Source organism: Paenibacillus sp. P5_B5 (assembly GCF_056400365.1).
The window spans coordinates 42,992-68,905 of record NZ_JBFULK010000012.1 but is presented as its reverse complement, the minus strand read 5'-3'; the positions used below and the strand labels follow the sequence as shown (position 1 = coordinate 68,905).

Genomic DNA, 25,914 nt, shown 5'->3' with positions numbered 1-25,914 from the left:
TTAGCTTAAACTCCTAATTAGCTTGCAATACAAACTTCTAATGTTCCACGCTTGTTTAAACAAGCTGTAAATATACTTTCCGAACCTCTAATTCTTGGTACTTTTATACTTCTTAGTCCATCTGATTCAACAGAGACAACATCATATTTGACGTCAATTGTTTCAGTCATATTGTTTAGCAGCTTCTGGTTAACTATCGTCACCGAGTATCTTCCATTCTCATATTCCAGTTTAGTTGCACTCTCTCCCTTAAACTTGCCTCTTGCAAGCTTAAGTTCATAAGTCTCATTAATATGTTCTATCATTCCATTAACACTCGGACTTTCAAATATCGTTAATATACCTTCATAACTTACCAAACCAATACAATCGAGTCCTGTCGCGTTTAAAGTATTGTCACGAAATGAGAGCATCTTGATATTCTGTTTTGTGTATCCATCATTACTATTAATCCGCTCCAATGTAGGACGTAATGACTTTATCCTACATTCAACGTATTTGATGTATAGATTAAACCAGTCAGTGATATGGGTTTTATTCTTGACAATATACAAAGCCATTGCCCAATGATCAACTAGCCAATCATGTGGTTTACCGTAATATGTCTTATTTGATTTGTCGCGTACTCTTTCATTACTTCTTTTACATGAATTCAACAGTAAACAAAGTGAATCAATACGCTCTTTTTTGCTCAAAGGTCTGTACAGTTCTTTCTTATTAATTACTTTATCTACTTCCTTTAGCAATACATCTTTAACATATTCATAATCTTTTAAAGAAAATCTTTGCCCATATTTACCTTTTAATTTCTGCGCTTCTGTCTTCGTCTTCTTGCCTTTAACTTTCTTAACCATAATAAATATTTCCCCTTAATACTCACGCTTATCACCTCTTTCGTTTGTTTATTTGTTGTTTATGTCACGCTATGCCTACGTTTTAGTAGAACCTCTTTTTATTGTTATGTTTATCTAGTGATGTGAGTTATTTGATTTTCAAACCTATGCAAACTTTGCTACGACATTGTTCTTAACCCAATCTTTATTAGCGATCTCATGACCAGCATATGTTGCAAAACTACCAAGATCTATGCCTGATCTAGAACTCAGTGTTAATACACCATTACTACTAAACTCAATACTGGCGTTACCATTAAATACGATTGACTTCCTACCACCATCATCATTAGCATTTAGCCAAATATTGTTTCCTACCTTTAAATCAGTTCCTACATCAATTGTTGTGTCAGCGGAAATTGTGCCACCTGTAATATTAGGTGATTCAATAGTGGTTGAAGTTATCTTAGTCGCCTGAATATAGTTAGGCAGCGTTGGAATATATGGTTTGTCCTTAATATGTCTATCCCAACTAATTACTGCATTGTCTCCCATTTCCACGTTCATAATATATCTCCCTCATAAATGTTAGTCCCTCCACTACTAATTACATGAATAATAAGATTTCCTCCAACTGTACAATCAATACTACCCACATATTGAAAGGTATCTACTACACAATCAATCGCAATGTCTGGGCTAAATATCCTCAAAAAGTATTCTTGTGCCTTTGCTTGAGAGAGTCCACTCGTTTCCATTGATGAGTCAGTTATGAACTCTGGTTTAAAGTCATTACTTTTGCAAAACTTTACGTAACCGCTTTCATTTTTCTCCATGTCAAAAAAGCCTATGATCGTCGACATCGAAGTAGCATTAGGACTTTGCATAAGATATGTTGGGTATTCTTCCGTAAACTGCTTATGAATTTTCTTTGCTTCATATTCAATTATCTTTGCAATCTCTTCAACTGTACTGTCTTTATTAACTCTTCTTTCCACTTCAGTTCTAAGCTGTTCAGAACAATGCTGTACACCAGATGAAAACAGTGAAACATTATCTGTTAATGATGTTAGTTTACGATGATTATTAGATACAACTTCATTTCCTTTCATTATTCTACCCTCAGCAGCTATGATTAAATAGTTACTTGGATTGTTTACTACTAAAGCTAAACTCATTAAAATCACTCCTTGTTGTCGATATAGTTTACGTATTTCATTAGCTTGTCATAACCAAAGTTATTGTGACCATTTTCAAAGTTACTTATCTGAGAAGCGCTACAACCAATATGCTTTGCCAATTCTTTAATTCGAATTCTCTTCTCAAACCTTTTAACCCTATAAGTTTCTCTAATATCCATTTTTGTACCTCCCTTCAATTTTTCAATAAAAAAAAGAGGTCAATTAACCTCTTTGAATGACTCCTAATTAGATTCTATAAATTTCAAAAGACTGTGTTTTTTTCTTATCAATATATTATATTATACTACACAAATCTAAAAATGTCAATCATTGGTATTTTCAATAAATATATGATAATTCTCTATGTGTAGTATTTCAATGAAATTCATATTTCATGTATAACTAATAACTAGATACATTTTTGCTGGCAATCTCATTATACAAAGCTTCAGACAGTAGCGTATTTATATTCTTGTATTCATAATAAGGTATTCTAATCAATTTAATTCCTTTAGCCTTACAGTAATTATTTTTAATTTGATCGTTTTTTTTCCGTTTAATAAATCCTCTTTCTCCCCCGAAAATCTCTAGTGGCTCATAATGTTGTTTACCATCAAATTCTATCAAACAAAGTAGAATTCCATTCTCATCAAAAACACCAAAATCAAAAGGTAGTTCTAGTTCATTCCTACAGTCTGGAAATTTAAGTTGACGAGTATACTCGAATGAATTATCTTCTAAGTATTTCTTTATTGCTCTTTCACCTTTACTCATTTTACAAATTGGGCAACCTTTTCCTCTCAACAAATTACCTGGTGAAATAGAAAATTCTTCTCCGCAATAATTGTGAATTACCTGTATCTTATTTTTATCTCCAACATATTCACCAATAACAATAAACTCATTTCCAAATCTCTCTACAACTTGATTAACAAATTGTTCATGTGATTTAGTCTTTATTTTAGACAATTTATTAAAAAAGCACTTCGGACAACCTTTTTCTGTAGTTATAAAAGAACCGCAGTGAACTTCCCAATGGTGGGAACAAGTTCTACACTTAATCTCTATGTAATCGCTAGATCCAGTATATTCACCTATCAATTCATAGAGATTTCCTTTTTTTTCATTAAACTCAGTAGTAAAATCATCGATACTTTTTTTATTCCATTTACCTATATTATCGTATCGACATTTTGAACATCTACTTCCTCTATTAATAAAAGCATCACCTGTTGTTTCAAATTCTCTTTCACAGGATTTATGAAACATAACCACTTTATTTTTCATACTAGTGAAAGCAGAAATAACTTTATATTCTCCAGCAGTTATTTCTTCTATCTCATGTGAGAATATTTCATTAGTCCTTTTTTTGTACTTTGTTCTACACAACTCACATTTACTTTTTCCTTTCAATACAACAAGTGGTTTTGCAATAAATGTATTTCCGCAGGTTTCATGTAAAATTTCTGTGTTTTTCGATGAGCCTTTATAAATTCCACTTACTCTATACCCTAGTGTGGAAAGACTTTGATTCAACTCATCTAAATTTGTTATCTTGCAAATAAATCTCTGGCATTTACATTTTACACCTCTCCTTAATAATCTTTTAGGATTATAGTTATCTACTGCGTTACATTTGTTGTGTCTAAATAATGTAGGTGTTAACCTATTATGGAATGCACCTACTAATACATACTCATCACCATAAACCTCAAAAAGCCTTTTCACAAATTCTTCCTCATTCGTTTTTTTCATTGAAAATCACTCTCCCTATAGGAAAAGTATTTCCAGTAATTTTGTAAATAAATCCCAAAATATTCACCTCGACTCCTTAGTTAGTGAAATTATGTTGATTATTTACAGCCTGACTATGAGGCAACTTCTTTTAATTATTTGAAAGCATCCATTTCAACCAATAAACAATAAAACCACTTGCCTGTAGCAAGTGGCTCATTAATTAGATATTTATTATATAGACTTTATATGCTCTTAAACGATCAATATCAGCTTGTATAGCTCGTCTGCGTTTAAGTAAGTATAAAAGCTCCATGCTATTTAAATAGCTGTAGGTAGGCTTGTGTGATTGCTATGAGTCTTTCATATGATGCGACAATTACTCATTAATCTTGTACCTCAACTCTTTCTATTCGTCACTGGACTAAATTGACTATGCTGATTTACCAGATCATCACTTTTCATTTGGATATAAATTCGTGTCATTCTAAAGTCGTAATGTCCAAGTATTCGCTGTAATGTAAATGGATCACCACCATTTAATATGTATGTTTTAGCCATAGTATGGCGAAAAGTATGTGCCGTACATCGGATCTCTTTACCTATTCCAGCCTTTTCACCGTAATACTTTAAACGTTTATTAAACTGATTTTGTCCTAAAGGAACACCGTAACAAGATAGAAAAACACGTTCAGAAGTGAAGCTTTTTTTATTTTCCTCTACCAACTGATGTAGTAGCTTAACAGTTAAATGTGAAATTGGGATAATTCTCATTTTTCTATTTTTGTTCTGTTGTGCTGCTAAATGGATAAGTCTTGATTTAAAATCAATGTCCTCACATTTTAAACCTATCAACTCTTTCGCACGAATTCCACTGTCCCAAAGTAAAATCATTGCAACATAATCTCTGAATCCAACATAATCACGTTTATTCGGTTGTTCAAGCAATATTTTAATTTGTTCGGGAGTAAATCCTTCTACTAAATCCTCTTCAATTTTTATGAGTTTCAGATTCCTAATAGGATTATCTAGAATAATCTCATCACGCTCTAGCTGATTAAATACCGCTTTAAGTATTCTAAGACGAATATTAATATATGTGTCACTCAGCCCAGTTCCTTGTTCGGTTGTTATAAATTTATGTCCATCATATTTTTTAGCATCATATCTCATGAAATTCACATGATTACGCAACATATCAACTGATATATCAGCTATCTCGTTAATTTCATAATGTTTCTGTAACCAGTTAGTAAAATGCTTCCATTGATTGTCATAATCTTTTAACGTTCGTTCACGTAATCCCTCAGACTTTTTGGTAGAAACAACATAATTAATTGCTTGTTCCAAGGAATATGAAGGATAGACCTTCTCCATACCTACATTAGTTCTTCTTTCACGTTTCTTAAGCAAATAAAAAACCTCCTAAACAAGTGTATTTTGCATAATACACAAGTCTAGAAGGTAACAATTCATAATCCATAACAAGCAGTTTTAGGGTTGTGTTCCCACAAACACATGCTTACGGATTGTATCATTTCCTGTTGTAATTCATAATCCTCTACGAACAATTCAATTCCGATCTAGTCGTCACATTTCTCTTTCTTACCTGCTTCTTCTCTCGTACGGAACGAAGAACCGCAACCACATGTTGCAATTGCATTCGGGTTGTCGATCGTAAAACCGCCGCCCATACCAGAATCCTTATAGTCGATTTGGACACCATCCAAATATTTTGAACTTTCATCATCGACAACAACCTTTAAACCATGAATAATAAATTCTTTATCTGACTCTGCTTGCGCATCATCAAATCCCATACCATAAGAGAAGCCGCTGCAACCACCAGCTTTAACCCCAAGTCGTAAGAACATATCTGCTATTTCTTGCTCAGCGAGCAATTCTTTGATCTTCTCGCCTGCTTGTTCAGTAATCTGGATCATCCTATAACCCTCCCGTTAAATCCATTGTTCAAGAAGATACGCCTTTGCATATTAGCAAGTCGTTATAGAACTAGTATATCCCGAAATGAAAAGCGACTCAAGAGACAACAAAGAAGATAGACAGTGCTAAATGTCATTCTTGCAATATTAAGCCTGTTTAACCTGCTGGATTACCTGATTGGATAAATAATATTCAAGTAATAGCTTATCGAGCTGAACACTGCACTGCTGTACTTCAGGATGCAAAAAACCATATCGTGTACCTAATGAAACCATTTGACCTCGCAAATTCTCAATTTGAGAAGATATACTTACTTTTAATTTCGTCGAACCACTCATTAACAATTTGATCACCTTTGTATGATTATTCATTTCTTAGTATACAGGAAATTTGTCCCAAATCAACTGCAAACTTCTACTTTTTAATTTGTTTTTTTCTATTCATCTACCTTATATTTCAAAAAAATGACAATCGTTGCTTATTGCCGCTTGACGAACAAAGGTTTATAATAAGATGTTGGATAAATCTGATTTAAGTAAATCAAGTTTTTTAACGATCTATAATTATATAATAAACATAATCAATTTCCAAAGGAGGTTTAGCCGAATGAGCTTTAGCGCAACCAACCTTGATACACGCATGGCTGAAATTGCTGACAAAGTACATAATGGTGAACGACTCAGCAAAGAAGATGGCGTATATCTTTATGAGTCTGACGACTTATTGACCATTGGACAGCTTGCCAATGAAGTTAACCTGCGCATGAACGGAAAAAAAGTGTATTTTATCGAGAATATGAGTTTATATTTCACCAATGTTTGCGAAGCTCACTGTGCTTTCTGCCATTTCCGTCGTGATGAAGGAGAAGAAGGCTCGTATACTGTCACACCAGAGGATATGTTCTCATTTATTGATGAACATGCTCATCCTGAGGTAAGAGAATTTCATATTACTGGAGGACATAATCCTCACGTCCCTTTTGAATATTATGTCAACTATGTTCGCGCACTTAAAGAACGTTATCCGAATGTTACCGTTAAGGCTCATACAGCTGCTGAGATCGAATTTTATTCCAGAATTTCTGGACTTAGTTATAAAGAAGTATTGGAACAATTTATCGAAGCAGGTCTTGATACTTTAACAGGTGGCGGTGCAGAAATTCTATCTGAACGTTACCGTAAGAAGATGGGTGTGGGTAAGGCTACATCCGAACAATGGCTTGAAGTGCAGCGTGTAGCCCATAAGCTAGGCTTACGTACACATGCAACCATGCTATATGGCTCAATTGAGACGCTTGAAGAGCGTATTGATCATATGATTCAACTGCGTGAGCTTCAGGATGAGACCGGTGGATTCATGGTATTCATTCCGAACTCCGTTCAACCTGCAAATGTCAAAGCGAGCCTCAAACGATATGTGTCTGCTTGGGACGAGCTTAAAACAATTGCGATCTCCAGACTCATGCTCGATAATGTCCAACATATTAAAGCTTATTTTATCAATATGGGCACCAAGATTACTCAGATTGCTCTTACTTTCGGTGCTTCTGATGTTCATGGTACGATCGTTAATGAACGTATATCTCATGCAGCTGGTGCTTTATCACCAGAAGGTATGACTCGTGAAGAACTTGTCTATTTAATCAAGGGTGCTAACCGAGTTCCTGTTGAACGTGATACATTCTATAACGAGATCAAAATATACTAAAAGGGGCAAACATGAAAAAATTCGTCATACTTGGAGGCGGATACGGGGGGACCACGATAGCCCATCATTTAATTGATAAAGGTCTCCCTGATAAAACCCAAATCATACTAGTTGATCAAATGCCGTTTCAAGGGCTTAAAACCGAATACTATGCACTAGCCGCAGGTACAGCAGCAGACATCCATTTACGTGTTGCTTTTCCAGTCGATGAGCGACTGACACATCTATACGGAACCATAAATCAAATTGATTTAGAAAACAAAACCGTTTATTTTGCCAATCAAGAGCCTCTTGAATACGACTTTCTTGCCATTGGACTCGGGTGTACGGATAAATATCACGATATCCCTGGTGCAGAAGAGTATACCAATTCGATTCAGAGCTTTACACAAACCCGCAGTACATATAGAAAAATCAATGATATTCATCCTTACGGACAGGTGACCATCGTTGGTGGGGGTTTAAGTGGGGTTGAGGTTGCAGCTGAGCTTCGAGAGAGTAGACCTGACCTAAACATCCGCATATTGGATCGTGGCCCGAGTGTTCTATCTTCTTTCCCAACAAGGCTTCAAAGCTTCGTCCGTGGCTGGATGACTGAGCATGATATCGAAATGAGATCTCATGTATCTCTAGCTAGAGTTGACGGTGGAGAGTTATATAACGAAAATGAAATTATTTTGACAGATGCAACCATCTGGACTGCTGGTATTCAGCCAAGTCCTATTGTTCGCGCCTTACAAGTGCCTAAGGATGCCCAAGGTCGTGTAATCCTGAATGAATACCACCAGATCCCTGATTATCCTGAGGTATACGTTGTCGGTGACTGTGCATCACTTCCTTTCTCTCCAAGCGGTCAAGCTGCTGAAGCGCAAGGCAAGCAGATTGGAGAGGTTATGCAGGCATTATGGAAGAACGAAACTCCACGACTAGGCAAAATCAAGCTCAAGGGCACCCTTGGTTCATTAGGTAAAAAGACAGGCTTCGGTATGATGGGCAAAAAAGCTGTCATGACAGGAACTGTACCGCGCTTACTGAAGAACGGTGTTTTGTGGATGTCTAAGCAGCATTTTGGATAAACTACTAACAATCGTTTAGGACTATATGAATCACATGATACCAAAATCACATGATACCTATCAGAGGTCGGTTATCGCTTTTATCTCTTGTATTTTTAGAATAATTTGAACTTCTAATTTGGCAGCTGTTTCTGCAAATACGGCTTCACCGTTGACTAAAGCATACGGACTCATATAGCATTCACCACAATTACCTAAACATCCATATTCGATTACATCTAAGTTTGGATCGGACTTAAGCTTATGCATGATTTCATCCGTTCCATGAAAAGCATTTGCACAACAGAATTCCACTATTGGTCTCATTCGGTTTCACCTCAAATCTGATTGTAGCAATAATTTTTACTGTCGCATAGGTTGAGGATCATTTTCAATTGGCGTCAAATGTACTATAATAAAATTATTGTAATGAAAGGAGATGTGTCCAATGAGTACAGAAACACAAGATAGCATGTATGACGAAGTGTTAGAGGTTCTTGATAAATTACGCCCATTCTTACAACGTGATGGTGGCGATGTTGAGCTTGTAGATGTTGAGGATGGTATCGTTAAGCTTCGCTTAATGGGAGCATGTGGTTCATGCCCAAGCTCGACTATTACACTAAAAGCAGGAATCGAACGCGCTCTAGTTGAAGAAGTTGAAGGTGTTCAAGAGGTAGTACAAGTATTCTAGTCTTACTAAATACTGTATCACTCACAAAAAGGCTGCTCCTTAGGAAGATTATTCTTCTTAATAGGAGCAGCCTTTTTGTGAGTGGAAAAGTTATGGATTAGTTGTAATATGTTTTCCCATAATTATTAAGTCTCGCTCAATACCATCAAGGTTAGCAACTCTTGGTAAATGGCCCCATTTACTAAATCCAAATCTTTCAAATAGATCTAAACTAGGAAGATTCTGACCAAATATAAATCCAAGCAGTGCGCTAATACCAAGCTGAGGACAAGTATCAATTGCCTTGGTAAGCAGTATTCGCCCTAGCCCTTGTCTACGATAGTCTGGCGATATGTATATACTTACCTCGGCAGTTGCGAGATAAGCGGGTCTACCGTAGAATGATTGATAACTTAGCCAACCAGCAATCTCACCATCAATCTCTGCCACCCATAATGGCCGATGATCTGCTGAATGTTCGTCGTACCAATTATGTCGGCTCTCCACAGTAATGGGCTTCGTATCTGCTGTAACCATTCTTCCAGCAATAGTTGAATTATAAATGTCAACAATTGCTTCAAGATCCTCGAATCGCGCGTCTCTAATATTCATATTTATTTGTATTCCCTCAATTATGAATTATTATTTGTTTTGGGATAAATAAGTGAAGACGATCGTTATCGATTGCATAACCATATGGCATCCTTTATCTAAGTCCACCATGTTAGCTTGTGTATTCTCGAGTCTTATTCGATCTCCACCTCGCCTATTCTCATCCAATAGATCATCTAGCATATCAACATTAATAAAGTGGATTTCCATGTTACGCTGATTACGAAGCTTATCAAGTGTAACTTTATGCTGATTCTTCAGGCTAGTTAACTGTTCTTCTAACCATTTGTAGTTCGAACTAAATCCACGCATATGCCGCAGCACTGTAAAAAATGAAAATTTATCCTTCATTTTCTCTGTTCGCAAATTAAACATTTCATTCATGAAATAACCGAGCTTATCTAATATCGAGAACATGCGGATCAATCCATTTTTATAAAAATAAATAAAACGGTGGTAATCATATGCCTCTTCAATTGTCATCAGCTCAATAAATTTCTTATCCACCCTATTAGCATATTTACGCGCGACATACTGGCTTTGCTCGAGTTCGTTCACTGCATCAATGAAACCCTGACACCATATTTCTACACGTGCTTGACGATCTTTGGGAATTGCTACACGCGTTCTCCCAGAATAGATAATCGCACGGAATGAATTAATTGCTGATTGCACACTTACCATTTCATTCGAATCGAGTCTTCTTGGTTCGTTAAATAGAAATCTCAGCATTCCGCTCACTCCATCTCACGCAGAATCTATCGCTTAAGGCAACCATCGCAATAGAGCATGAACACCTGCTTCAGGGGTATGCCCATAATTCCTTAATGCCTGGCCTCCTTCTACTTACCTTTACGTGCAAATATTGTCAGTACACATAAATACACTAGAACGGTGAATAATCCCGTTATCAGTAGGCCATGAATTAACGTAGCAATCAAATGTGAATACCAGGTTTCGCTAAGAAGCGTGAACGTCACAGAAGCTCCGCTAAATATTTGCAGAACAACAAGTGTTAATGCAAGTAGCATGCCTTTATATACTTTGTCGATACCACGATAATGTTTACGGGCAATCACGAACATAACAAGTAGAAGAATAAACATCAGTAACGCAGCTACTCTGTGCGTAAAGATAATCCCTGTAGCCCCTTCAAGGTCAGGAATGATCTCCCCGTTACATAATGGCCAATCTAGACAGCCTGCTGATGATTTGGTGTGTCTAACGTATGCGCCCATATACACTACAATATAACAATATACGATAGAAATCCAAATTAACGTTCTAAATGAGCGAGACATTAAACGAAGCTCATTAGCTGCTTTACCTATATAATCCCCCCACTTTGTAAAAACAAGCGCGAGCATAAAAGTAGCAGCAAAAGCCACAAGTGAAATCCCAAAATGGAGGGCCATTACGATTGAAGATTGTTGTTTAAGTGCTGCTAATGCACCAAGATATGCCTGAATAATCGTGAATACACTGGCAATGACTGCAAACCATTTAGCATCCTTACGTTTCACATACATGAATACTAAAATAACCGTTATTAACAAGAGAATCCCAAATATCCCAGTAGTCAATCGATGACTGGATTCTATTAGTTGTGGGATTGTAAACTCAGCGATGAATTCACCATTACAGAGCGGCCATGTATCACCACAAGCTTTGCCTGAATCTGTCTTTGTTACAAGTGCTCCACCAAGCACTACTAGCATCATGAAAAAAGCGGAAGCAAAAGCCAAGTATTTAATTCGTTTCTGCATATTGTATATTCTGCCCTTCTTCTTCGTAAGAATCGTATCATTCAAAAGAATCTAAAATTAATTATAACGATTTTAGCCTATCAATTCCAATTGAATTTGTGACAAACTAGCCAATTTCACTAGATTCATTCATTATCGAGAAAAATAATTTTCTTATTATAATTTACATTTTTATCTAAAAGTGATATCATAATAATATAATTTAGATATTAAACGAAAAGAGGAATGAGATCATGAAAGAAACCAAAGCATGGAGAATCAATGGAGTCGTAGCAATTCTATTATTTTTAGTATTCCTTGGAATAGCTGGTGGCAGCTTCTATTTTATTGACAGGTTTAATGAGCCTTTATTTGTTATTCCTGGTATCTTAGGTGCGGTAATCGCGTTTATTATCCTTACATCCATTAAGGTTGTACAACCTAATCAAGCAATTGCCCTTACATTCTTCGGAAGCTATATTGGCACTCTACGCGAAGCAGGCTTTTGGATGACCGTTCCATTCACAGTTGGGAAGAAGGTTTCATTGCGGATGCGTAACTTCAACTCCGCGAAGCTTAAAGTGAATGATATTAATGGGAACCCAATTGAAATCGCAGCTGTTATTGTATTTAAAGTTGTAGACTCAGCAAAAGCCTTATTCGATGTAGATAAATACGAAGTCTTCGTTGAAATTCAAAGTGAAACAGCTTTACGTCACGTTGCAACTAAATATCCTTATGACAGCTATGAGAATGGCTACTCTCTGCGCGGTAATTCAGAAGAGGTTGCTACTGAGCTCGTTAACGAATTACAACAACGTTTAACACTAGCTGGTCTTGAAGTAGTAGAAGCAAGGCTGACACACCTTGCCTATTCTGCAGAAATTGCTGCAGCGATGCTACAGAGACAACAAGCTGATGCCATCATTTCAGCCCGCCAGAAAATTGTTGAAGGTGCTGTCGGTATGGTCAAATTGGTCGTCGCTGACATTGAAGCTAGCGGAATTCCACTTGATGACGAGCGCAAAGCAGCTATGATAAATAATTTAATGGTTGCCATCGTATCTGACCGCTCTGCGACACCTGTAATTAATACGGGAACGCTATACTAATACCCTATGTCTACCAAGAAGCAATTCCCATTAAGGCTCGACCCCAAGCTCTACGAAGCTTTAGAGCACTGGGCCTCAGACGAATTCCGCAGTGTCAATAGCCATATTGAGTTTGTGCTTCGCGAAGCATTAAAGCGTGCAGGAAGATTACCTGGGAGTAAACCTTCATCACAGATAAACTCCTCACACAGCACTACTGATGAGACGAATGAATCATCCTAAATGAATCCTTCACAGAAAGGGACTGCCTCAAGTTGATCATCACTGATCGACTATTGAGACAGTCCCTTGTTTTAATTAAATCAATATCATTAGGTTTATTTGCGAGTAACGGTTACAATACCGTCTTCATACTTAATATCGAAGCCAAACTCAGTTGCAACAAAACGAAGTGGAACATAGGAATAAGCATCTTTGGTTACAACCGCTGACTGCATTTCTTTCTCTACTCCATTTACACTTGCTTTATTTGAACCAAAATGCATCACTATTGTTGTTTCAGTTAAATAATCAAGAATGGTAATCTCTTGTTTAGCACCATCCCATTTTACATCTGCATCCAATTGTTCTAATAATGCACGAGTAGGTACCATTGTATATTGATCCTTGTTAATGTATGCATCACCAAAAAAATCTTCAGTTTCTTCTTCCAAAACAGTATAGAATTGTACATCTTTATTCAGTAGCTGTAAATCATCTTTAATCAGTTTGAAAACTGTAGAATTTTTATCAAAATTGGCTAACAATTTACCAACCGAGATATCATCCTGTGAAGGATCAATTACGATTGCTCCACCAGTCGTATCAATTACATCAGCTTTAACTGGCTTATTAACATTCCATTGATCACTTGTTACCTTCAATTTAAAACCTTTAAATCCATCAACAACTGCAGCTGGTGGCAGAACTAGCTCAATATCTGCATTTGTCTTCCGGATGTATGACTCGTTATCCAGATACAGATCAAGCTTCAATGTCAGAGCATTTAGTTCTTTAAGCTCTGGATCATTCAGATTGATTTCAGCAGATAGTTCTTTGAGAGTTTCTACGATAAATGGCATAACCATGGTTATCGCCGTTTCCTTGTCATCGAGTATCGAAGCAAATGCAGCCGAGCTAGGATCAGCCTTCATGCTTTCCTTCACGATTGGGATGACGACATCATACAGCGAACTAATTAGTTGCTTCAAACCCGCTTCATCTTTAACGATATTTTCTAGCAATCCTTTAATAAGCTTGATTAAATCTGTACCATTTAGTTCAATGTGAAGCTTCGTCAATTGTACAGACTGCCCATTAATTTTTTCAGACACTTTGGAAGTAGCTACTTTGACATCAGGTGAGTGTCCAACGAAATATTGAACAAAAGATGGAAGTAACGCTTCTACTTGCTTATCTAGACCTTTCATTTGGTCCATAATATCAGCTGGTAGCATACCACCAGTTGGATCAAGATTCAGAACAATCGGCTTCTTAGCCCCATCGATATGTACAGTTACTGTTTTGTCATTCATTGCTAATTTGAATGGAATTTCTTTTGCTTTAATCGCTAGTTTACCAGCCATTGATAGATGTGTACTATCTTGTGTCTTGATACTATCAATTGTAAGTTTCATAGAATTCAGCAACGCAATCATAGCAGTATCTTCAGTAGATGGTTTATAACCAGCGTCCATCAGCATCTCCATCGACAAGGACATACTTCCTTCAGCGCTTTTCGCCGTCATGTTCTTAACGAGCGCCTTGGACATATCAATACCAGCGATGGATTGACAGCCTGCTAGAACAACCAGCATTGCAGCAAGGAATATACTAATTACACTCCTCAGCCCTTTTTTAAATAACATTTCCCCAACACTCCTTTAGCTTCTAGTAGAATTAAACATACAAGTATATTATACGGGATAAACAGCAAAAAAGACTCATATTAATTAAACAAAATATTAAGTTTAATTTCTACATCATCATTCCATGTAATGGATAAGCATCACAAAGGACATCACCATATAACAAAAAAAGCTGACCCTATCAATCAAAATGACAGGATTAGCTCGTTCATTTGCTTCCTATTGAAGTGTTTGGAGTAGCTTTTTCATTTGTGTCAATTGTGTGTATTTGACTCGTACCCTTTACAGGATAGTATCTATTTACTAAGTTTCTTTACTTTGACGAATTTGCTTATCAATTTACGTAATGGGGCTGGGAAGTTCTCTACATCATCTTTGGTTACAACCTTTGTTAACATGAGCATAAGTGGATATAGGATCAGAACAACACTACATACGATGATCGCATTAATCATCTCATTGATGCGATCAATGGAGAAGAGATGCAGATACGTATGTGTCAGCCACTCGAGGCCTACTCCAATAGCGACAATAATAATAGTAGATGCTATAAGTCCAATCCACTTCCGTCCGAATGTAACGAAAGGAATAGCTTTACGAAGTACAATTAGATTAATAATAGACATCACAACAAAACAAAGTCCTGTCGCAATTACAATCCCATAAATACCAAGCCACGGTGCAAGCGTAAGATTGAGTACAAGCTTCGTTGCAATCCCGACCACTACACTGGCGACTAGCGGTCTCATTCGACCTAATCCCATAAGTACTGCACCAGAGGTTTGCATAACGATCTGGAACATCGCGCTTACAGTAAGTAGGCTGATAATATAGTGTCCGTTAGCATAACCATAAGCACTTTGTTCATAGCCAAATATAAATCCATTTAACGGCCTTGCGCCGATTGCGACAAGAAGCACCATAGGCAAACCAGTTAAGATCGCTAACTGTAGCACCCTAGAGGTGTGATGTTTAACCAGATCTATTTTACCTTGCGAATAGGTTGAAGAGATTAAAGGTACAATCGATTGACTAAGTGCAATTGCTAGAATGATTGGAAGCCCTGCAAGTGATTGTGCACGACCACCTAGTATACCAAGTAATTCAACTGCTTCATTATAAGTAAAACGATCGCTCAAGAGCGTTATAAGAGATGTACTATCAATACTGTAAACAAGTGTCACCGTTATCGAAAATATAACAATCGGAATCGATAGCTTCAACATACTGAATAGAATCTGTTTATTACCTTTTAAGACAGGAACCGTGCTTGTGAGATTCGCATTGTCACTCCCTTTAGACTGGCTACGAGTAGAAAGATCTTCTTTGGCATCTTCTTTACGCAGCTTCAAGGTATAATAAATCATCACACAGAGCGCAGCAACACCACCTATTACGCCCCCGAACGATGCACCAGCAATCGCCCATTCGTCCGAGATACTAAGCAATGCATAAGCAAGTCCTACCGCTGTAACTAAACGAAACACTTGCTCAACAACCTGTGAAACCCCATTAGGCATCATATGTTGTCGGCCTTGAAAATAACCTCTCATAACAGCTATTAGTGGAAACAATAGCAACGTAGGTGCAATGACTTTCGTCGCTAGTACTGCTTTAGGATCGCCTGACAAATCTGCAGCAAACCAGGGTGCTAAGACAAAAAGAATTACGGCCATTACGATACCTGCAATGATCGCAAACATAATCGCAGTACGGTAGATACGACCTGCCTCTTCATGACGACCAATCGCTGTCCGTTCAGAAATCATTTTGCTCAGAGCACTTGGAATACCCGCCGTTGCTACAACCAGAAACACCGAGTATAAGTTAAATGCGATCGCATACGAACCCATTCCCTCATCACCAAGTAGATAGACAAGCGGTATACGTTGAAAAACGCCAAGAAACCGCGCAATCAGCGCGGCAACTGTTAGAATAATCGTTCCTTTAATAAGCGAATCTTTACTCAATGTTGTTCCTTCTTCCTACCTCATAGACTTAAATGAGCAACCATACGATAAATACAATAATCATAACCAATTGCAATATAATTTTGACTGCTGCACTTGCAAAGAAACCAAAAACAGATCCAATGCCAGCCTTAACTGCTTGCTCGAATTTAGTACCAATCATGAGTTCCCCAATAATCGCACCGATAAAAGGACCTAGAATTAATCCAAAAGCCGGTATAACAAATGGACCTACGATAAGACCAATCGTTGAACCCCAGATGGATGCTTTAGAGCCTCCAAATTTTTTGACACCCATCGCTGACACAACATAATCTGAGACGGTGAGTATTAGAACAATTAAAGTTTGAATAATCCAGAACCACCAGCCGAAGGGATCGAAGCTAATTAGCCAACCATAGACGAAGAATGCGGCGTAAATAGCAAACACACTTGGAAGAATTGGATATACAGTTCCGATCATCCCGATGATAAACAAGAGAATTACCAGTATCCAAGCTACAATATCCAACATTATTTATTCAAAATGTATTCATGGATTATTTTAGCTACACCATGTTCATTGTTCGTCACAGTGACGAGATCTGCATTCGCTTTTAACTCATCCTGTGCGTTCCCCATTGCTACTCCAAGTCCAGCAGCACGAATCATGGTCAGGTCATTCATAGAATCACCCATTGCGATAACTTCACTCATTTCTATGCCTTGCAGCTTACAAACCTCGATCATCCCGCTAGCTTTGGAGATGCCCTTCGGATTAAGCTCAATGTTATTGATATTCGAGTTCGTAATTTCAAACAGATCCCAAGAGGTGACTTCTTTGCGTATTTGAGCAAGTAATTCACTGTTCTCCTCATAAAATCCGAACTTGAGCCATGTGTTCTGTTCGATATTCTCTGCCCACTGATCTCGATTAAACAAGCCTTCAACTGCATAAGCCCAGTACCATGAACCACTCTTCACTGCCATCTCATGCAATCTACCAATGATATCTGTTGGCAAGATGATTCGTTGATGCAATTGATGTGGGGCACTCCATACTTCACTACCATTCACAGAAACGAGTGGAGCTTGAAGCTTAAGCTGCTCTACATATGGCAAAACACTTTGCACACCACGTCCTGTTGAGAACATAACAGTAACTCCAGCGTCAATTGCCGCTGCGATCGCTTCGCGATTCTCTTCGGATATCTTTTGCTCTTCATTCAAGACAGTTCCATCCATATCAAGTGCAAGCAATTTATATTTAGTCGTCATGAGCTATTCCTCCCTAAACCAATCAATTCACATGCTTATGCAAGCATTAGTTATTGTGTCAAAGTTTCTAACTCCACATGATCCTTCATATAGGCTACATGCCACAATGCAAAAATATAAATTGTCCATATGCGACGAGCATAATCACCTTGACCAGCACGATGCTTCGCTAGCATGGATTCTACAGCAGAAATATTAATGTATTCATCGATCCCACTTGCTTTAATTTGCTCAAGAACAGCTAAACCACTTTTACCCTTCATCCAATCGCGAAGAGGGACAGGGAAGCCTAACTTAGGTCTATCTAGAATGAAATCTGGAATAATGCCCTGCATCGCTTTACGGAATACATACTTAGTCGTTCCTCCAGCAATTCGATATTTAGCAGGTATGCGGCGTGCAACCTCGAACAATTCTTTATCAAGGAACGGCACCCGTAGCTCAAGCGAATGAGCCATCGTCATTTTGTCCGCTTTCATCAGAATGTCTCCAGGCATCCACAAGTTCATATCGATATATTGCATCCGTGTCACTGGGTCTTGTCCAACTGTTTTCTTGTAATACTCACCAGCAATTTCGATCGGATTCTTATATTGACGCAATACTTCACGATCAAGTCGCAGTATTTCTGATTTCATATCCTCTGTGTAGATCTTCGCATTACCAAGGAAACGTTCCTCTAGTGGTGTTGTACCGCGAAGTAAATAACCACGTCCTGGCCAACCACCTGGCAGTCCTTGAGCCACTCGGTGTATAACGCGTTGTAGTGCAAGCGGCAACGCCTGTAATGGACGAAGAGCGCCTGGTTCCCGGTAAATACGGTAACCACCGAACAGCTCGTCCGCTCCTTCACCTGAGAGAGCCACTGTAACATGCTCACGTGCAAGCCCTGCTACATGATACAAAGCAATTGCCGAGGGATCTGCTACTGGTTCATCTTGATGCCATACCGCCTTCGGTAATGTTGAGAAGAAATCATTCTCCGTAATCAACTTCTCATAATGCTGCGTGCCAAGTGCCTCAGCAGTTTGCTTTGCAATGATGGTTTCATTATTAGACCCTGCAAAGCCTACTGAAAATGTACGAAGTGGCTCAATTTCTTTAATTAACGTTGCAATTGCGGTCGAGTCAATACCGCTCGATAGGAAACAACCACGTTCAACATCACTGACCAAGTGATGCTGAACCGAATCACGTAAGGTATAACGAATCTGTTCAACATATTCATCAAATGGGCGATCCTCTGGTTCAAACATTGGATCCCAATAACGATGTATCGACATTTGACCATCAAAGCTCACCTTGACATAATGCGCAGGTGGCAGCTTCTGAATACCTTCAAACATCGTATTTGGTTCAGGAACGTATTGGAAGGTTAAGTAATTAAGCAAGCTGTCTGAATTAAGGATCCGATTCATTCCTTCAGCAGCAAGCAAGCTCTTAATTTCTGATCCGAACAAGAACTGACGACCTGAATGATGATAATAGAATGGCTTAATCCCAAAATGATCTCTTGCTCCAAACAGTTCATTCTTATTCCGATCCCAGATCACAAAACCGAACATACCGCGCATATACTTAACGCATTCTTCGCCAAATTCTTCATAGAGATGGACGATAACTTCCGTATCGCTATTCGTCTTGAATTTATGCCCACGTTCAAGAAGCATCGTTCTTAATTCTTTATAGTTATAAATCTCCCCATTAAAAACAATCCAAACGGAATCGTCTTCATTAGCAAGAGGTTGATGTCCTTCTGCAATATCAATGATTGATAGACGACGGAATGCAAGACCGATTCGGTTATCAGTCCAAAATCCCACATCATCAGGACCTCGATGATGAATGACATCCGTCATTTTTTTCAACATAGGTAAAGCTGGTTCTCGATCTTCAAAATATAATACACCAGTGATTCCACACATGATGCTAAACACCTCCGTCATTACTTATCCGGTCATCTTGATGCCGATATAATAGTATATCACACCTTGACACACTATGGGGTAGTACCTTCAGAGTCTACTTCTTCCTCATTACGTATGACCGGCACATCACCTATTGCAGTTGAAGGCGTTTGGTTAGAAGTACTATCCTCAGTGGAAGTCGTCGAACCAGTTGACTGACTAGATCCATTACGAGTCGAATCAGGCTTCTTCGTTGTAGTTGTTGATTGTGATGTATTTGTTGCCGAACCATTACCTGTTCCAGTTGCTTGAGTATTATCAGGCACAGTTGAAGTGTTAGTTGCCTCAATTTCATTCGTAATTGGTGCACCTTTAGGCACGCCATCTAACCCGATATATTGATCATAGGCATCGAACATTTTACGAGCGATTGGAGCCGCACCGTAAGAACCGAAACCACCTTCTGGTACAACAACCGCAATTGCGAGAGTTGGATCCTCAATTGGGGCATATGCAATAAACACGGCATTATCCACATCTTTACCATTAAGTGTCTGCGTAGACGTTCCTGTTTTAGTTGCTACTGTATAATTAACACCATCAAATCCATGCTTATTAACATCTCTCATACCTTTAACGAGAACATCCCAGTATTCATCAGGGAACACAGTATTATCAAGTACTACAGGCTCAAATGTTTGTACCGTTTCGCCTTCATAAGTTGTAATTTTCTCAACGAATTGAGGCTTCATCCGTTTACCCTTGGAAGCAAGAGTAGCAACATATTGTGCTAACTGCAACGTTGTATATTTCTGATTCTGGCCCCAAGAAGCACGAACTAACGCTGATAAGGAGCTTTCCGTTTTAGCTAATGTTTGATACTCACTGATCCCAGCACTTTCATAAGGTAATTCACTGCCAGTAACTACTCCTAAGCCAAATTTACTATAATAATCATCTAGCACATCAATACCTTTCATTTTGTCACGATCATACAGCTTCTGACCAATTAGCGCAGACATGTAGGTATTGGAGGATACACGAATAGCATCAGCAGGCCCAATTAATCCATTCACTTTACCACCAGAGTTACGAATTGTTGATTGTTTACCAGCCATACCAAACGAATAGGATCCTGTATCGTTATATTTGGTTGTAGGTGTAATCAAGCCTTCATTTAATCCCATAAGTATAGTCAAAGGTTTAATTACAGAGCCCATATATACCATAGAGCTCATCCGTTTGGTACGCTGCTCAGGCGGCAATTTAGGAAAAGCTGTTCGAATGGTCCCGTTGTTAATAATCGGTAAAATATCGTTATAATCACTACCTGATATACTAGGTATCCAAATGTTCGTATCATAATCTGGCATAGAAGCCATCGAAACTACTTTACCTGTCTTAACTTCCATTGCCACAGCGTAACCTGTATAAGCGTTCGGATTACTGTAGTACTTAGGCGCTTTTGGTGAACGCATAAATGTTAAGTGATCCATGATCGCTTTTTCTGTAGCCGCTTGGACTTCCTTTTGAATCGTTAAATATAAATTATGACCCTTCTCAGGTGTTGTAATTTCAGGCTTACCAATAATTCGATCTCCCGCATTTACCGGATATTTCTTTGTCCCTGATTTTCCCCGCAGCTCATCTTGATACATCAATTCAAGCCCGTCATAACCAACGAATTCTTCTGGTACGTATTCCTCTGCTAGTGCAGGATCCTTGTATTTATCAAGTCCAGACTTACCTTCTTTACCTACACTGAAAGGACGCATGTAGCCAATTAACTGTGCTGCAATTGCTGTACCGTCTTCTTCTGTTGTATAGGTTCGAATACTTTCTTCTGATACCTCAAGCCACTTAAATTCATCACGGTGTTCCATAATATAAGCGATCTCTTGTTTAGATAGATCCGCTTTAATACGACGAGGTATCCAGATAGAACCTGGCGCTTTAGTCTCTTGCTTATTGAGATCATAGCCAACATCCATTAACGTTATAATTTCTTCAGCTGTCGGCATTTTAGAACCAGGATTACCTTTTTCCTTAAATATCTGTTCAAGCTTGTACGCAAGCGCAATAACTTCATCCTTCATTTTACTTTGCCCTACCTCTACACGGAAGAAAAGAGACTGAACTGATACGGTATAGGCTAGCGGTGATGAATCCTTATCATAAATATTGCCTCGTATAGGGGCAATTTGTGTATTTCGATATAATAGCTTATTCTTCGCAGCAACAAGCTCCTTACCTTCAACGAACTGTAAGATAGCTAGTCGAACAAGCAAGGTAGAAAATAGAACAAATGTTATGAAGAAAAATAAATTAATCCGAAAAGAAAAATGGCGTTTCTTCGTCAGCTCTCGCTTCTGTGGATCGCCATCTGTGTGTAATTGTTGATGTTTCATCTGAATAAATTCCTTTCTTACTTACCTATGAATCGCGAACATGCGTATCATCAAAGTTCGGGGGATTGAACCAATTGCCACCAGAAGAAGCCCAAGTCGTATCCAGTGGTATCCATGCATTCTTCTCTACAATCCACACTTCATTCCACGCGTGTGCACCGTATCCTCCCTTGCCATCATAGCCTAGACCTGTCACTACTTTAGTTTCTAGCCCAGCAGTTCTAGCCATTACAGCATATAAACGTGAATAATCAATACAGACACCCTTACGTGAAGTGAACGTATCATCAGGCGTTTGTTCATTCCAAATACGCTTTTCCTCATATTGCTTTACTTTGTCCCAATCATACTGAACACGAGTTCCAACCCAATTGTACAATAAACGCGCTTTTTCTTCATCCGTCTTACCCTTGGCTGTCACATCTTTGGCAGCTTGAACGATAGAATCAGAAACATTAGCATCCAGAACATCATATTTACGTTGCAGAATACCTTGGAATTCTTGCTCCATAGCTTGTGTAAGAAGTGGTAAACGATCCGCAATTAAATTGCCAGCTAAGGGTTCAATTACTTGTTTAGCCCCTTGTTGGTATAAGGATGACGCTTCTATATGATTGGCTATCTTGGAGTGGGGAAATAAGGTAACTACAATGAACAAAACCATAATGAGAATTAATGCTCTGGCTGATCCAATTAAAAAACCAATTAAGCCACCGAGCACTAGGCTAATTAACGAGGATTCTCTAGATCGATATTCCTTCTGTCTATCTTGAAAAAGAAAGAATATCGGCCCAGTAACAAAGTGGAGTAGCGGTCTAATGAATGTGTACACGACGATAAATATCAAACCAAAGCGGAACAAAGGAAAGTCCCGTAGTCCTGTGACAACAGTGTAATAGACCTGCTTCCACATGCTTATTTCGCCTATAGGGATCTCTATGTTACGTTCAACTAACCAACCATGCAGCCATAAGGAAAGCCTTTGGCCAACTAACCAAGCAATAACCAGGGCCGCGATTGTTATTAATCCCTGAACAAGCATATGGATAAGTTGTTTAGCAGAACCAAAGGATCCGCGCCTCATGCCTTGAACTACTGAAATAACTACAAACGCTGCAATTAGCAGCGTAATCCAGCTCATCGACTCAATTCCCGTTGTGAGTTCCTCCCTAATACCTTACTTCGGATTTTTCTTGGCTTGCTCAATAAATGCATTTACCGCAGCATCAGCATCCATTGTGAAAGATTGACCAAGAATCGTTACCTTCACTTCTTTATCTCCTGCTTTACCCTCAAGCTTTAAGTTAGGTGATGTGATTGTATATGAACCATCCTTATGTGCTTCGAATTCAGCTTTCTTGGCATCATCTGTTAAGTATTTTAGTGCTTGACTCTTCACATCACTAACAATTTTGTTACTTATATCTGTCCCCATGGTCTTAAGAGATTCCGGTGTGTAATTAAAGCCATAGATGAGAACGCCTGCAATAATAGCAAGTGCGAGAAGCCACTTAACAACCGTCTTAACGACTGTCGTCACAACGATTAATACAACCACAACAATTAATAATAAAACCCATTTTTCCTCAACAAACGCTATCAATTGATCCATTCTATTACCCCCTATTTACTATATAACACACGTATTGTGAGCTATTCATTCCGTTTATCTCGAAGTCTCTGGAGTTCTGCTTGTATTCGCTCTTGTTTATCTAAATCTCTCTTGCTTCGATTCAGTGTGTGTCTGAATCGAACAATGACAAGAACTATTAGACACGCCATAGCTAGCCATACGATATTATCCATAAATCGCTCCTTCTTAGAAAATGGTCATACCTATAGGACAAGTAACATAAAACTTATATAGCATGAAGATCACCTGTATTATATGGTATGAACTTCGGGAGAGGTGACAGGAATGAAGACTGCATTATGGCTTTATTTATTTATCTTTGTAGCGATGTTTGACTTGCATGCGCAATATCCGATGCTTTCTCCATTTGCATTGTCGCTAGGCGCCGCACCATCATTTATCGGGTATATCATGGGTGTCTATTCTTTAACTCATCTTCCAGGCAACGTTCTCGCAGGCTTCGGAATTGATAAATGGGGGAGCAAGAACTTCATAATCCTCTCCCTGATTGTAGCAGGGATTATACTGATTTTCCAATCCCAGATTACAGATCCTTGGACACTGCTCTATATTCGTTCCCTTTCTGGGTTTGTCCTTGCATTCCTATCACCAGCATGCCTAGCTTTGTTAGCAAAAATTGCTAAAGATCGTATTCAGCAAAGCAAGTTTATGGCGGGTAATGGACTCGTACACACGCTAGCTTCTGTTGTCTCTCCTGCTGCGGGTGCTTTACTCGTCTCTAAAGTGGGTTTCACAACCTCTTTTGCAATTCTAGGCTGGATATTAATTATTACAGGTCTATTTGCGATTGTTGGAATCCGTGAGCATACGAGCAGTCTCCCAATGAACTCGCTCAATAGCATTTCGAATCCTACACTAGATCTTGAAGAAAATCTTGATATGCCAGCTAGTAAAATACCTTGGAGATTTTTTCTTATTCCACTAGCCATTTCTTGTTCTCAAGGTATATTGTTTTTCGAACTACCCCTTATTGCCACAACACGCAGTGCTGTAGTCACAGCGGGTATCCTGTTTTCTCTTGTCAGCCTTGGCGCACTTCTAACCTTGTCATTCGTATTTCTAAATCGCGTATCACCGTTATCACGAACCGTATTTGGCTCACTAACGCTTGCATTCATTTTTTTTGGCATTGCCATTGAGTGGCCTGTCCCACTCTATGCGGCACTATTTATGATCGGCATGACCAAAGGAATCATATTCCCTGCACTTTCAACCTTGCTAGCAGCCATAACCCCTAATTCTAAATATGGCAGAGCCTTTTCACTGCTTTCCATCGCCTTTTCTATTGGCTCTTTTCTAGGTCCGATCATGGCTGGCAATTTAAGAAATATCATATCCTCCTATTACCTCGCATTTCTAGTACTTATGATTGCATTAATTATGCTGCCTTTACGTAAATTCAGTTCCTTAATCATGAGTCGATAGTCTATCTTTAGTCAGAATGCCCATTTCCATTGCTACTAGGTATTGACACAAGCACATTCACCTACTCCACATAGTATAGGTATTGTCAAGTGACTCTCGACATGAAAGGAGATGATCTCGATGGGGGCAGTTGGTGATGGCCGTCTTGGAGGCGGTTTTGACGGTGGCAGCATGTGGTCTTCTACTGGAACGATCCTAGTGTTGTTCATCCTCTTAGTTATTATCACTCGTACGTTTATGTAATTAATATTCAATCATGTACAATAATCGGGTGTGAGAAAGGGAACTTTCTCGCACCCGAGCTTTGTTTATGAATTACGAATCATAGATACCCCCACTTACAGCTAATACTGTTATTAAGCAGAGTTGACTCTTACCGATTTGCTACTATTATTCCCAGTACATACAACCAATTAAACATACACTAGAAAGGAACGAACGAAGGAATGTCTATTATCATTATTGTTGAAGGTAAAAATGATCGATCCAAGCTAAAAAATTTATTGACTCCTGAAGTCGTGATTTATTGTACATATGGTACACCCAGTACAGATAGATTAGAAAAATTAAGATCGAGCGCAAGTGGGCAAGAAGTTTTCATTTTCACTGACAATGACTCATCAGGGCGTAAAATTAGAGCGCTGCTATGTGATATTTTCCCTAATGCTGAACAGATCTACACACGTAAAGGATACGCCGGCGTAGAAGGAACACCAGATGAATATCTCTTACTACAACTCGATAAAGCTGGACTTAGCGAATTCTTGAACCCGGTATAAGTCGTAGTCTCTTATTCACAAATAAAAACAGCTCGAGTAGCAATCTGATGAAAGCTACCCGAGCTGTTTTA

29 protein-coding genes are annotated in these 25,914 nt (G+C 38.5%); 8 read left to right on the top strand and 21 right to left on the bottom strand.

Annotated elements, in window-relative coordinates; all coding sequences use genetic code 11:
• Window positions 1-17: 17 nt before the first annotated feature.
• From AC1DOK_RS16280 to AC1DOK_RS16245, 8 genes are all read right to left on the bottom strand, one after another.
• Entirely contained in the window at window positions 18-854 is an 837-nt protein-coding gene (locus AC1DOK_RS16280; RefSeq protein ID WP_477555357.1) for a hypothetical protein, read from the bottom strand.
• A gap of 144 nt (window positions 855-998) precedes the next feature.
• Window positions 999-1,400: a hypothetical protein gene (locus AC1DOK_RS16275; RefSeq protein WP_477555356.1), complete on the bottom strand. Its 402-nt coding sequence runs from the start codon at window positions 1,398-1,400 to the stop codon at window positions 999-1,001.
• Complete coding sequence (locus AC1DOK_RS16270) at window positions 1,397-2,011, bottom strand: Ntn hydrolase family protein (protein WP_477555355.1); 615 nt, start codon at window positions 2,009-2,011, stop codon at window positions 1,397-1,399. Before AC1DOK_RS16270 ends, AC1DOK_RS16275 begins: the two co-directional genes overlap by 4 nt.
• A 5-nt stretch (window positions 2,012-2,016) precedes the next feature.
• Window positions 2,017-2,193 carry a helix-turn-helix domain-containing protein gene (locus AC1DOK_RS16265; RefSeq protein ID WP_477555354.1) on the bottom strand — a complete coding sequence of 59 codons (177 nt, stop codon included), beginning with the start codon at window positions 2,191-2,193 and terminating at the stop codon, window positions 2,017-2,019.
• A 223-nt stretch (window positions 2,194-2,416) separates the two neighbouring features.
• The gene (locus AC1DOK_RS16260; protein WP_477555353.1) at window positions 2,417-3,769 is read right to left on the bottom strand and encodes a DUF2726 domain-containing protein; all 1,353 of its coding nucleotides are present in this window, start codon (window positions 3,767-3,769) and stop codon (window positions 2,417-2,419) included.
• A gap of 378 nt (window positions 3,770-4,147) precedes the next feature.
• Window positions 4,148-5,161 carry a tyrosine-type recombinase/integrase gene (locus AC1DOK_RS16255; RefSeq protein ID WP_477555352.1) on the bottom strand — a complete coding sequence of 338 codons (1,014 nt, stop codon included), beginning with the start codon at window positions 5,159-5,161 and terminating at the stop codon, window positions 4,148-4,150.
• A gap of 170 nt (window positions 5,162-5,331) precedes the next feature.
• The gene (locus AC1DOK_RS16250; RefSeq protein ID WP_477555351.1) at window positions 5,332-5,691 is read right to left on the bottom strand and encodes a HesB/IscA family protein; all 360 of its coding nucleotides are present in this window, start codon (window positions 5,689-5,691) and stop codon (window positions 5,332-5,334) included.
• 147 nt (window positions 5,692-5,838) lie between these two features.
• Window positions 5,839-6,063, bottom strand: coding sequence for an aspartyl-phosphate phosphatase Spo0E family protein (locus AC1DOK_RS16245; protein ID WP_477555350.1), 225 nt, complete (start codon window positions 6,061-6,063; stop codon window positions 5,839-5,841).
• 235 nt (window positions 6,064-6,298) lie between these two features.
• Here AC1DOK_RS16245 and mqnE point away from each other — a divergent pair, with 235 nt between their 5' ends.
• The gene (gene mqnE, locus AC1DOK_RS16240; RefSeq protein ID WP_477555349.1) at window positions 6,299-7,399 is read left to right on the top strand and encodes an aminofutalosine synthase MqnE; all 1,101 of its coding nucleotides are present in this window, start codon (window positions 6,299-6,301) and stop codon (window positions 7,397-7,399) included.
• An 11-nt stretch (window positions 7,400-7,410) separates the two neighbouring features.
• Window positions 7,411-8,475, top strand: coding sequence for an NAD(P)/FAD-dependent oxidoreductase (locus tag AC1DOK_RS16235; RefSeq protein WP_477555348.1), 1,065 nt, complete (start codon window positions 7,411-7,413; stop codon window positions 8,473-8,475).
• A gap of 60 nt (window positions 8,476-8,535) precedes the next feature.
• Here AC1DOK_RS16235 and AC1DOK_RS16230 read toward each other — a convergent pair whose 3' ends face one another.
• Entirely contained in the window at window positions 8,536-8,781 is a 246-nt protein-coding gene (locus AC1DOK_RS16230; RefSeq protein ID WP_477555347.1) for a YuzB family protein, read from the bottom strand.
• A 121-nt stretch (window positions 8,782-8,902) separates the two neighbouring features.
• Here AC1DOK_RS16230 and AC1DOK_RS16225 point away from each other — a divergent pair, with 121 nt between their 5' ends.
• The gene (locus AC1DOK_RS16225; RefSeq protein WP_477555346.1) at window positions 8,903-9,148 is read left to right on the top strand and encodes a NifU family protein; all 246 of its coding nucleotides are present in this window, start codon (window positions 8,903-8,905) and stop codon (window positions 9,146-9,148) included.
• A gap of 90 nt (window positions 9,149-9,238) precedes the next feature.
• Here the strand turns inward: AC1DOK_RS16225 and AC1DOK_RS16220 are convergent, their stop codons facing one another.
• From AC1DOK_RS16220 to AC1DOK_RS16210, 3 genes are all read right to left on the bottom strand, one after another.
• On the bottom strand, window positions 9,239-9,739 hold the full coding sequence (locus AC1DOK_RS16220; protein ID WP_477555345.1) for an N-acetyltransferase family protein: 501 nt from the start codon (window positions 9,737-9,739) through the stop codon (window positions 9,239-9,241).
• A gap of 30 nt (window positions 9,740-9,769) precedes the next feature.
• A complete protein-coding gene (locus AC1DOK_RS16215; protein ID WP_477555344.1) occupies window positions 9,770-10,471 on the bottom strand; it encodes a Cthe_2314 family HEPN domain-containing protein in 702 nt (233 codons plus the stop codon).
• A 110-nt stretch (window positions 10,472-10,581) separates the two neighbouring features.
• Window positions 10,582-11,505 carry a COX15/CtaA family protein gene (locus AC1DOK_RS16210; RefSeq protein WP_477555343.1) on the bottom strand — a complete coding sequence of 308 codons (924 nt, stop codon included), beginning with the start codon at window positions 11,503-11,505 and terminating at the stop codon, window positions 10,582-10,584.
• Window positions 11,506-11,738: 233 nt separating this feature from the next.
• Between AC1DOK_RS16210 and AC1DOK_RS16205 the strand changes: the two genes are divergently transcribed.
• Both AC1DOK_RS16205 and AC1DOK_RS16200 read left to right on the top strand, forming a co-directional pair.
• The gene (locus AC1DOK_RS16205) at window positions 11,739-12,596 is read left to right on the top strand and encodes an SPFH domain-containing protein (protein ID WP_477555342.1); all 858 of its coding nucleotides are present in this window, start codon (window positions 11,739-11,741) and stop codon (window positions 12,594-12,596) included.
• 6 nt (window positions 12,597-12,602) lie between these two features.
• The gene (locus tag AC1DOK_RS16200) at window positions 12,603-12,818 is read left to right on the top strand and encodes a type II toxin-antitoxin system antitoxin (RefSeq protein WP_477555341.1); all 216 of its coding nucleotides are present in this window, start codon (window positions 12,603-12,605) and stop codon (window positions 12,816-12,818) included.
• 95 nt (window positions 12,819-12,913) lie between these two features.
• Here the strand turns inward: AC1DOK_RS16200 and AC1DOK_RS16195 are convergent, their stop codons facing one another.
• From AC1DOK_RS16195 to AC1DOK_RS16155, 9 genes are all read right to left on the bottom strand, one after another.
• The gene (locus tag AC1DOK_RS16195) at window positions 12,914-14,443 is read right to left on the bottom strand and encodes a copper amine oxidase N-terminal domain-containing protein (protein ID WP_477555340.1); all 1,530 of its coding nucleotides are present in this window, start codon (window positions 14,441-14,443) and stop codon (window positions 12,914-12,916) included.
• 296 nt (window positions 14,444-14,739) lie between these two features.
• The gene (locus AC1DOK_RS16190) at window positions 14,740-16,413 is read right to left on the bottom strand and encodes a putative polysaccharide biosynthesis protein (RefSeq protein ID WP_477555339.1); all 1,674 of its coding nucleotides are present in this window, start codon (window positions 16,411-16,413) and stop codon (window positions 14,740-14,742) included.
• 28 nt (window positions 16,414-16,441) lie between these two features.
• Entirely contained in the window at window positions 16,442-16,924 is a 483-nt protein-coding gene (locus tag AC1DOK_RS16185) for a DUF456 domain-containing protein (RefSeq protein WP_477555447.1), read from the bottom strand.
• 2 nt (window positions 16,925-16,926) lie between these two features.
• Window positions 16,927-17,670 carry a Cof-type HAD-IIB family hydrolase gene (locus AC1DOK_RS16180; RefSeq protein WP_477555338.1) on the bottom strand — a complete coding sequence of 248 codons (744 nt, stop codon included), beginning with the start codon at window positions 17,668-17,670 and terminating at the stop codon, window positions 16,927-16,929.
• 50 nt (window positions 17,671-17,720) lie between these two features.
• A complete protein-coding gene (gene asnB / locus AC1DOK_RS16175) occupies window positions 17,721-19,595 on the bottom strand; it encodes an asparagine synthase (glutamine-hydrolyzing) (RefSeq protein WP_477555337.1) in 1,875 nt (624 codons plus the stop codon).
• 74 nt (window positions 19,596-19,669) lie between these two features.
• Window positions 19,670-21,985: a peptidoglycan D,D-transpeptidase FtsI family protein gene (locus tag AC1DOK_RS16170; protein ID WP_477555336.1), complete on the bottom strand. Its 2,316-nt coding sequence runs from the start codon at window positions 21,983-21,985 to the stop codon at window positions 19,670-19,672.
• Between the two features lie 25 nt (window positions 21,986-22,010).
• Window positions 22,011-23,126 carry a transglutaminase domain-containing protein gene (locus tag AC1DOK_RS16165; RefSeq protein WP_477555335.1) on the bottom strand — a complete coding sequence of 372 codons (1,116 nt, stop codon included), beginning with the start codon at window positions 23,124-23,126 and terminating at the stop codon, window positions 22,011-22,013.
• A gap of 36 nt (window positions 23,127-23,162) precedes the next feature.
• On the bottom strand, window positions 23,163-23,597 hold the full coding sequence (locus AC1DOK_RS16160) for a hypothetical protein (RefSeq protein WP_477555334.1): 435 nt from the start codon (window positions 23,595-23,597) through the stop codon (window positions 23,163-23,165).
• 41 nt (window positions 23,598-23,638) lie between these two features.
• Complete coding sequence (locus AC1DOK_RS16155; protein ID WP_477555333.1) at window positions 23,639-23,791, bottom strand: hypothetical protein; 153 nt, start codon at window positions 23,789-23,791, stop codon at window positions 23,639-23,641.
• 112 nt (window positions 23,792-23,903) lie between these two features.
• On the opposite strand from AC1DOK_RS16155, the gene AC1DOK_RS16150 reads away from it, so the two are divergent.
• From AC1DOK_RS16150 to AC1DOK_RS16140, 3 genes are all read left to right on the top strand, one after another.
• Window positions 23,904-25,064 (top strand): MFS transporter, encoded by a 1,161-nt coding sequence (locus tag AC1DOK_RS16150; protein ID WP_477555332.1) that lies wholly within the window; start codon window positions 23,904-23,906, stop codon window positions 25,062-25,064.
• Window positions 25,065-25,184: 120 nt separating this feature from the next.
• Entirely contained in the window at window positions 25,185-25,307 is a 123-nt protein-coding gene (locus tag AC1DOK_RS16145) for a hypothetical protein (RefSeq protein WP_477555331.1), read from the top strand.
• Between the two features lie 203 nt (window positions 25,308-25,510).
• A complete protein-coding gene (locus tag AC1DOK_RS16140) occupies window positions 25,511-25,843 on the top strand; it encodes a toprim domain-containing protein (protein ID WP_477555330.1) in 333 nt (110 codons plus the stop codon).
• Window positions 25,844-25,914 lie beyond the last annotated feature (71 nt).

Bases quoted from the DNA above. Each gene is read 5' to 3' on its own strand.
- AC1DOK_RS16280 (WP_477555357.1), bottom strand. From the start codon at position 854: ATGGTTAAGAAAGTTAAAGGCAAGAAGACGAAGACAGAAGCGCAGAAA.
- AC1DOK_RS16275 (WP_477555356.1), bottom strand. From the start codon at position 1,400: ATGAACGTGGAAATGGGAGACAATGCAGTAATTAGTTGGGATAGACAT.
- AC1DOK_RS16270 (WP_477555355.1), bottom strand. From the start codon at position 2,011: ATGAGTTTAGCTTTAGTAGTAAACAATCCAAGTAACTATTTAATCATA.
- AC1DOK_RS16265 (WP_477555354.1), bottom strand. From the start codon at position 2,193: ATGGATATTAGAGAAACTTATAGGGTTAAAAGGTTTGAGAAGAGAATT.
- AC1DOK_RS16260 (WP_477555353.1), bottom strand. From the start codon at position 3,769: ATGAAAAAAACGAATGAGGAAGAATTTGTGAAAAGGCTTTTTGAGGTT.
- AC1DOK_RS16250 (WP_477555351.1), bottom strand. From the start codon at position 5,691: ATGATCCAGATTACTGAACAAGCAGGCGAGAAGATCAAAGAATTGCTC.
- AC1DOK_RS16245 (WP_477555350.1), bottom strand. From the start codon at position 6,063: ATGAATAATCATACAAAGGTGATCAAATTGTTAATGAGTGGTTCGACG.
- mqnE (WP_477555349.1), top strand. From the start codon at position 6,299: ATGAGCTTTAGCGCAACCAACCTTGATACACGCATGGCTGAAATTGCT.
- AC1DOK_RS16235 (WP_477555348.1), top strand. From the start codon at position 7,411: ATGAAAAAATTCGTCATACTTGGAGGCGGATACGGGGGGACCACGATA.
- AC1DOK_RS16230 (WP_477555347.1), bottom strand. From the start codon at position 8,781: ATGAGACCAATAGTGGAATTCTGTTGTGCAAATGCTTTTCATGGAACG.
- AC1DOK_RS16225 (WP_477555346.1), top strand. From the start codon at position 8,903: ATGAGTACAGAAACACAAGATAGCATGTATGACGAAGTGTTAGAGGTT.
- AC1DOK_RS16220 (WP_477555345.1), bottom strand. From the start codon at position 9,739: ATGAATATTAGAGACGCGCGATTCGAGGATCTTGAAGCAATTGTTGAC.
- AC1DOK_RS16215 (WP_477555344.1), bottom strand. From the start codon at position 10,471: ATGCTGAGATTTCTATTTAACGAACCAAGAAGACTCGATTCGAATGAA.
- AC1DOK_RS16210 (WP_477555343.1), bottom strand. From the start codon at position 11,505: ATGCAGAAACGAATTAAATACTTGGCTTTTGCTTCCGCTTTTTTCATG.
- AC1DOK_RS16205 (WP_477555342.1), top strand. From the start codon at position 11,739: ATGAAAGAAACCAAAGCATGGAGAATCAATGGAGTCGTAGCAATTCTA.
- AC1DOK_RS16200 (WP_477555341.1), top strand. From the start codon at position 12,603: ATGTCTACCAAGAAGCAATTCCCATTAAGGCTCGACCCCAAGCTCTAC.
- AC1DOK_RS16195 (WP_477555340.1), bottom strand. From the start codon at position 14,443: ATGTTATTTAAAAAAGGGCTGAGGAGTGTAATTAGTATATTCCTTGCT.
- AC1DOK_RS16180 (WP_477555338.1), bottom strand. From the start codon at position 17,670: ATGACGACTAAATATAAATTGCTTGCACTTGATATGGATGGAACTGTC.
- asnB (WP_477555337.1), bottom strand. From the start codon at position 19,595: ATGTGTGGAATCACTGGTGTATTATATTTTGAAGATCGAGAACCAGCT.
- AC1DOK_RS16170 (WP_477555336.1), bottom strand. From the start codon at position 21,985: ATGAAACATCAACAATTACACACAGATGGCGATCCACAGAAGCGAGAG.
- AC1DOK_RS16165 (WP_477555335.1), bottom strand. From the start codon at position 23,126: ATGAGCTGGATTACGCTGCTAATTGCAGCGTTTGTAGTTATTTCAGTA.
- AC1DOK_RS16160 (WP_477555334.1), bottom strand. From the start codon at position 23,597: ATGGATCAATTGATAGCGTTTGTTGAGGAAAAATGGGTTTTATTATTA.
- AC1DOK_RS16155 (WP_477555333.1), bottom strand. From the start codon at position 23,791: ATGGATAATATCGTATGGCTAGCTATGGCGTGTCTAATAGTTCTTGTC.
- AC1DOK_RS16150 (WP_477555332.1), top strand. From the start codon at position 23,904: ATGAAGACTGCATTATGGCTTTATTTATTTATCTTTGTAGCGATGTTT.
- AC1DOK_RS16145 (WP_477555331.1), top strand. From the start codon at position 25,185: ATGGGGGCAGTTGGTGATGGCCGTCTTGGAGGCGGTTTTGACGGTGGC.
- AC1DOK_RS16140 (WP_477555330.1), top strand. From the start codon at position 25,511: ATGTCTATTATCATTATTGTTGAAGGTAAAAATGATCGATCCAAGCTA.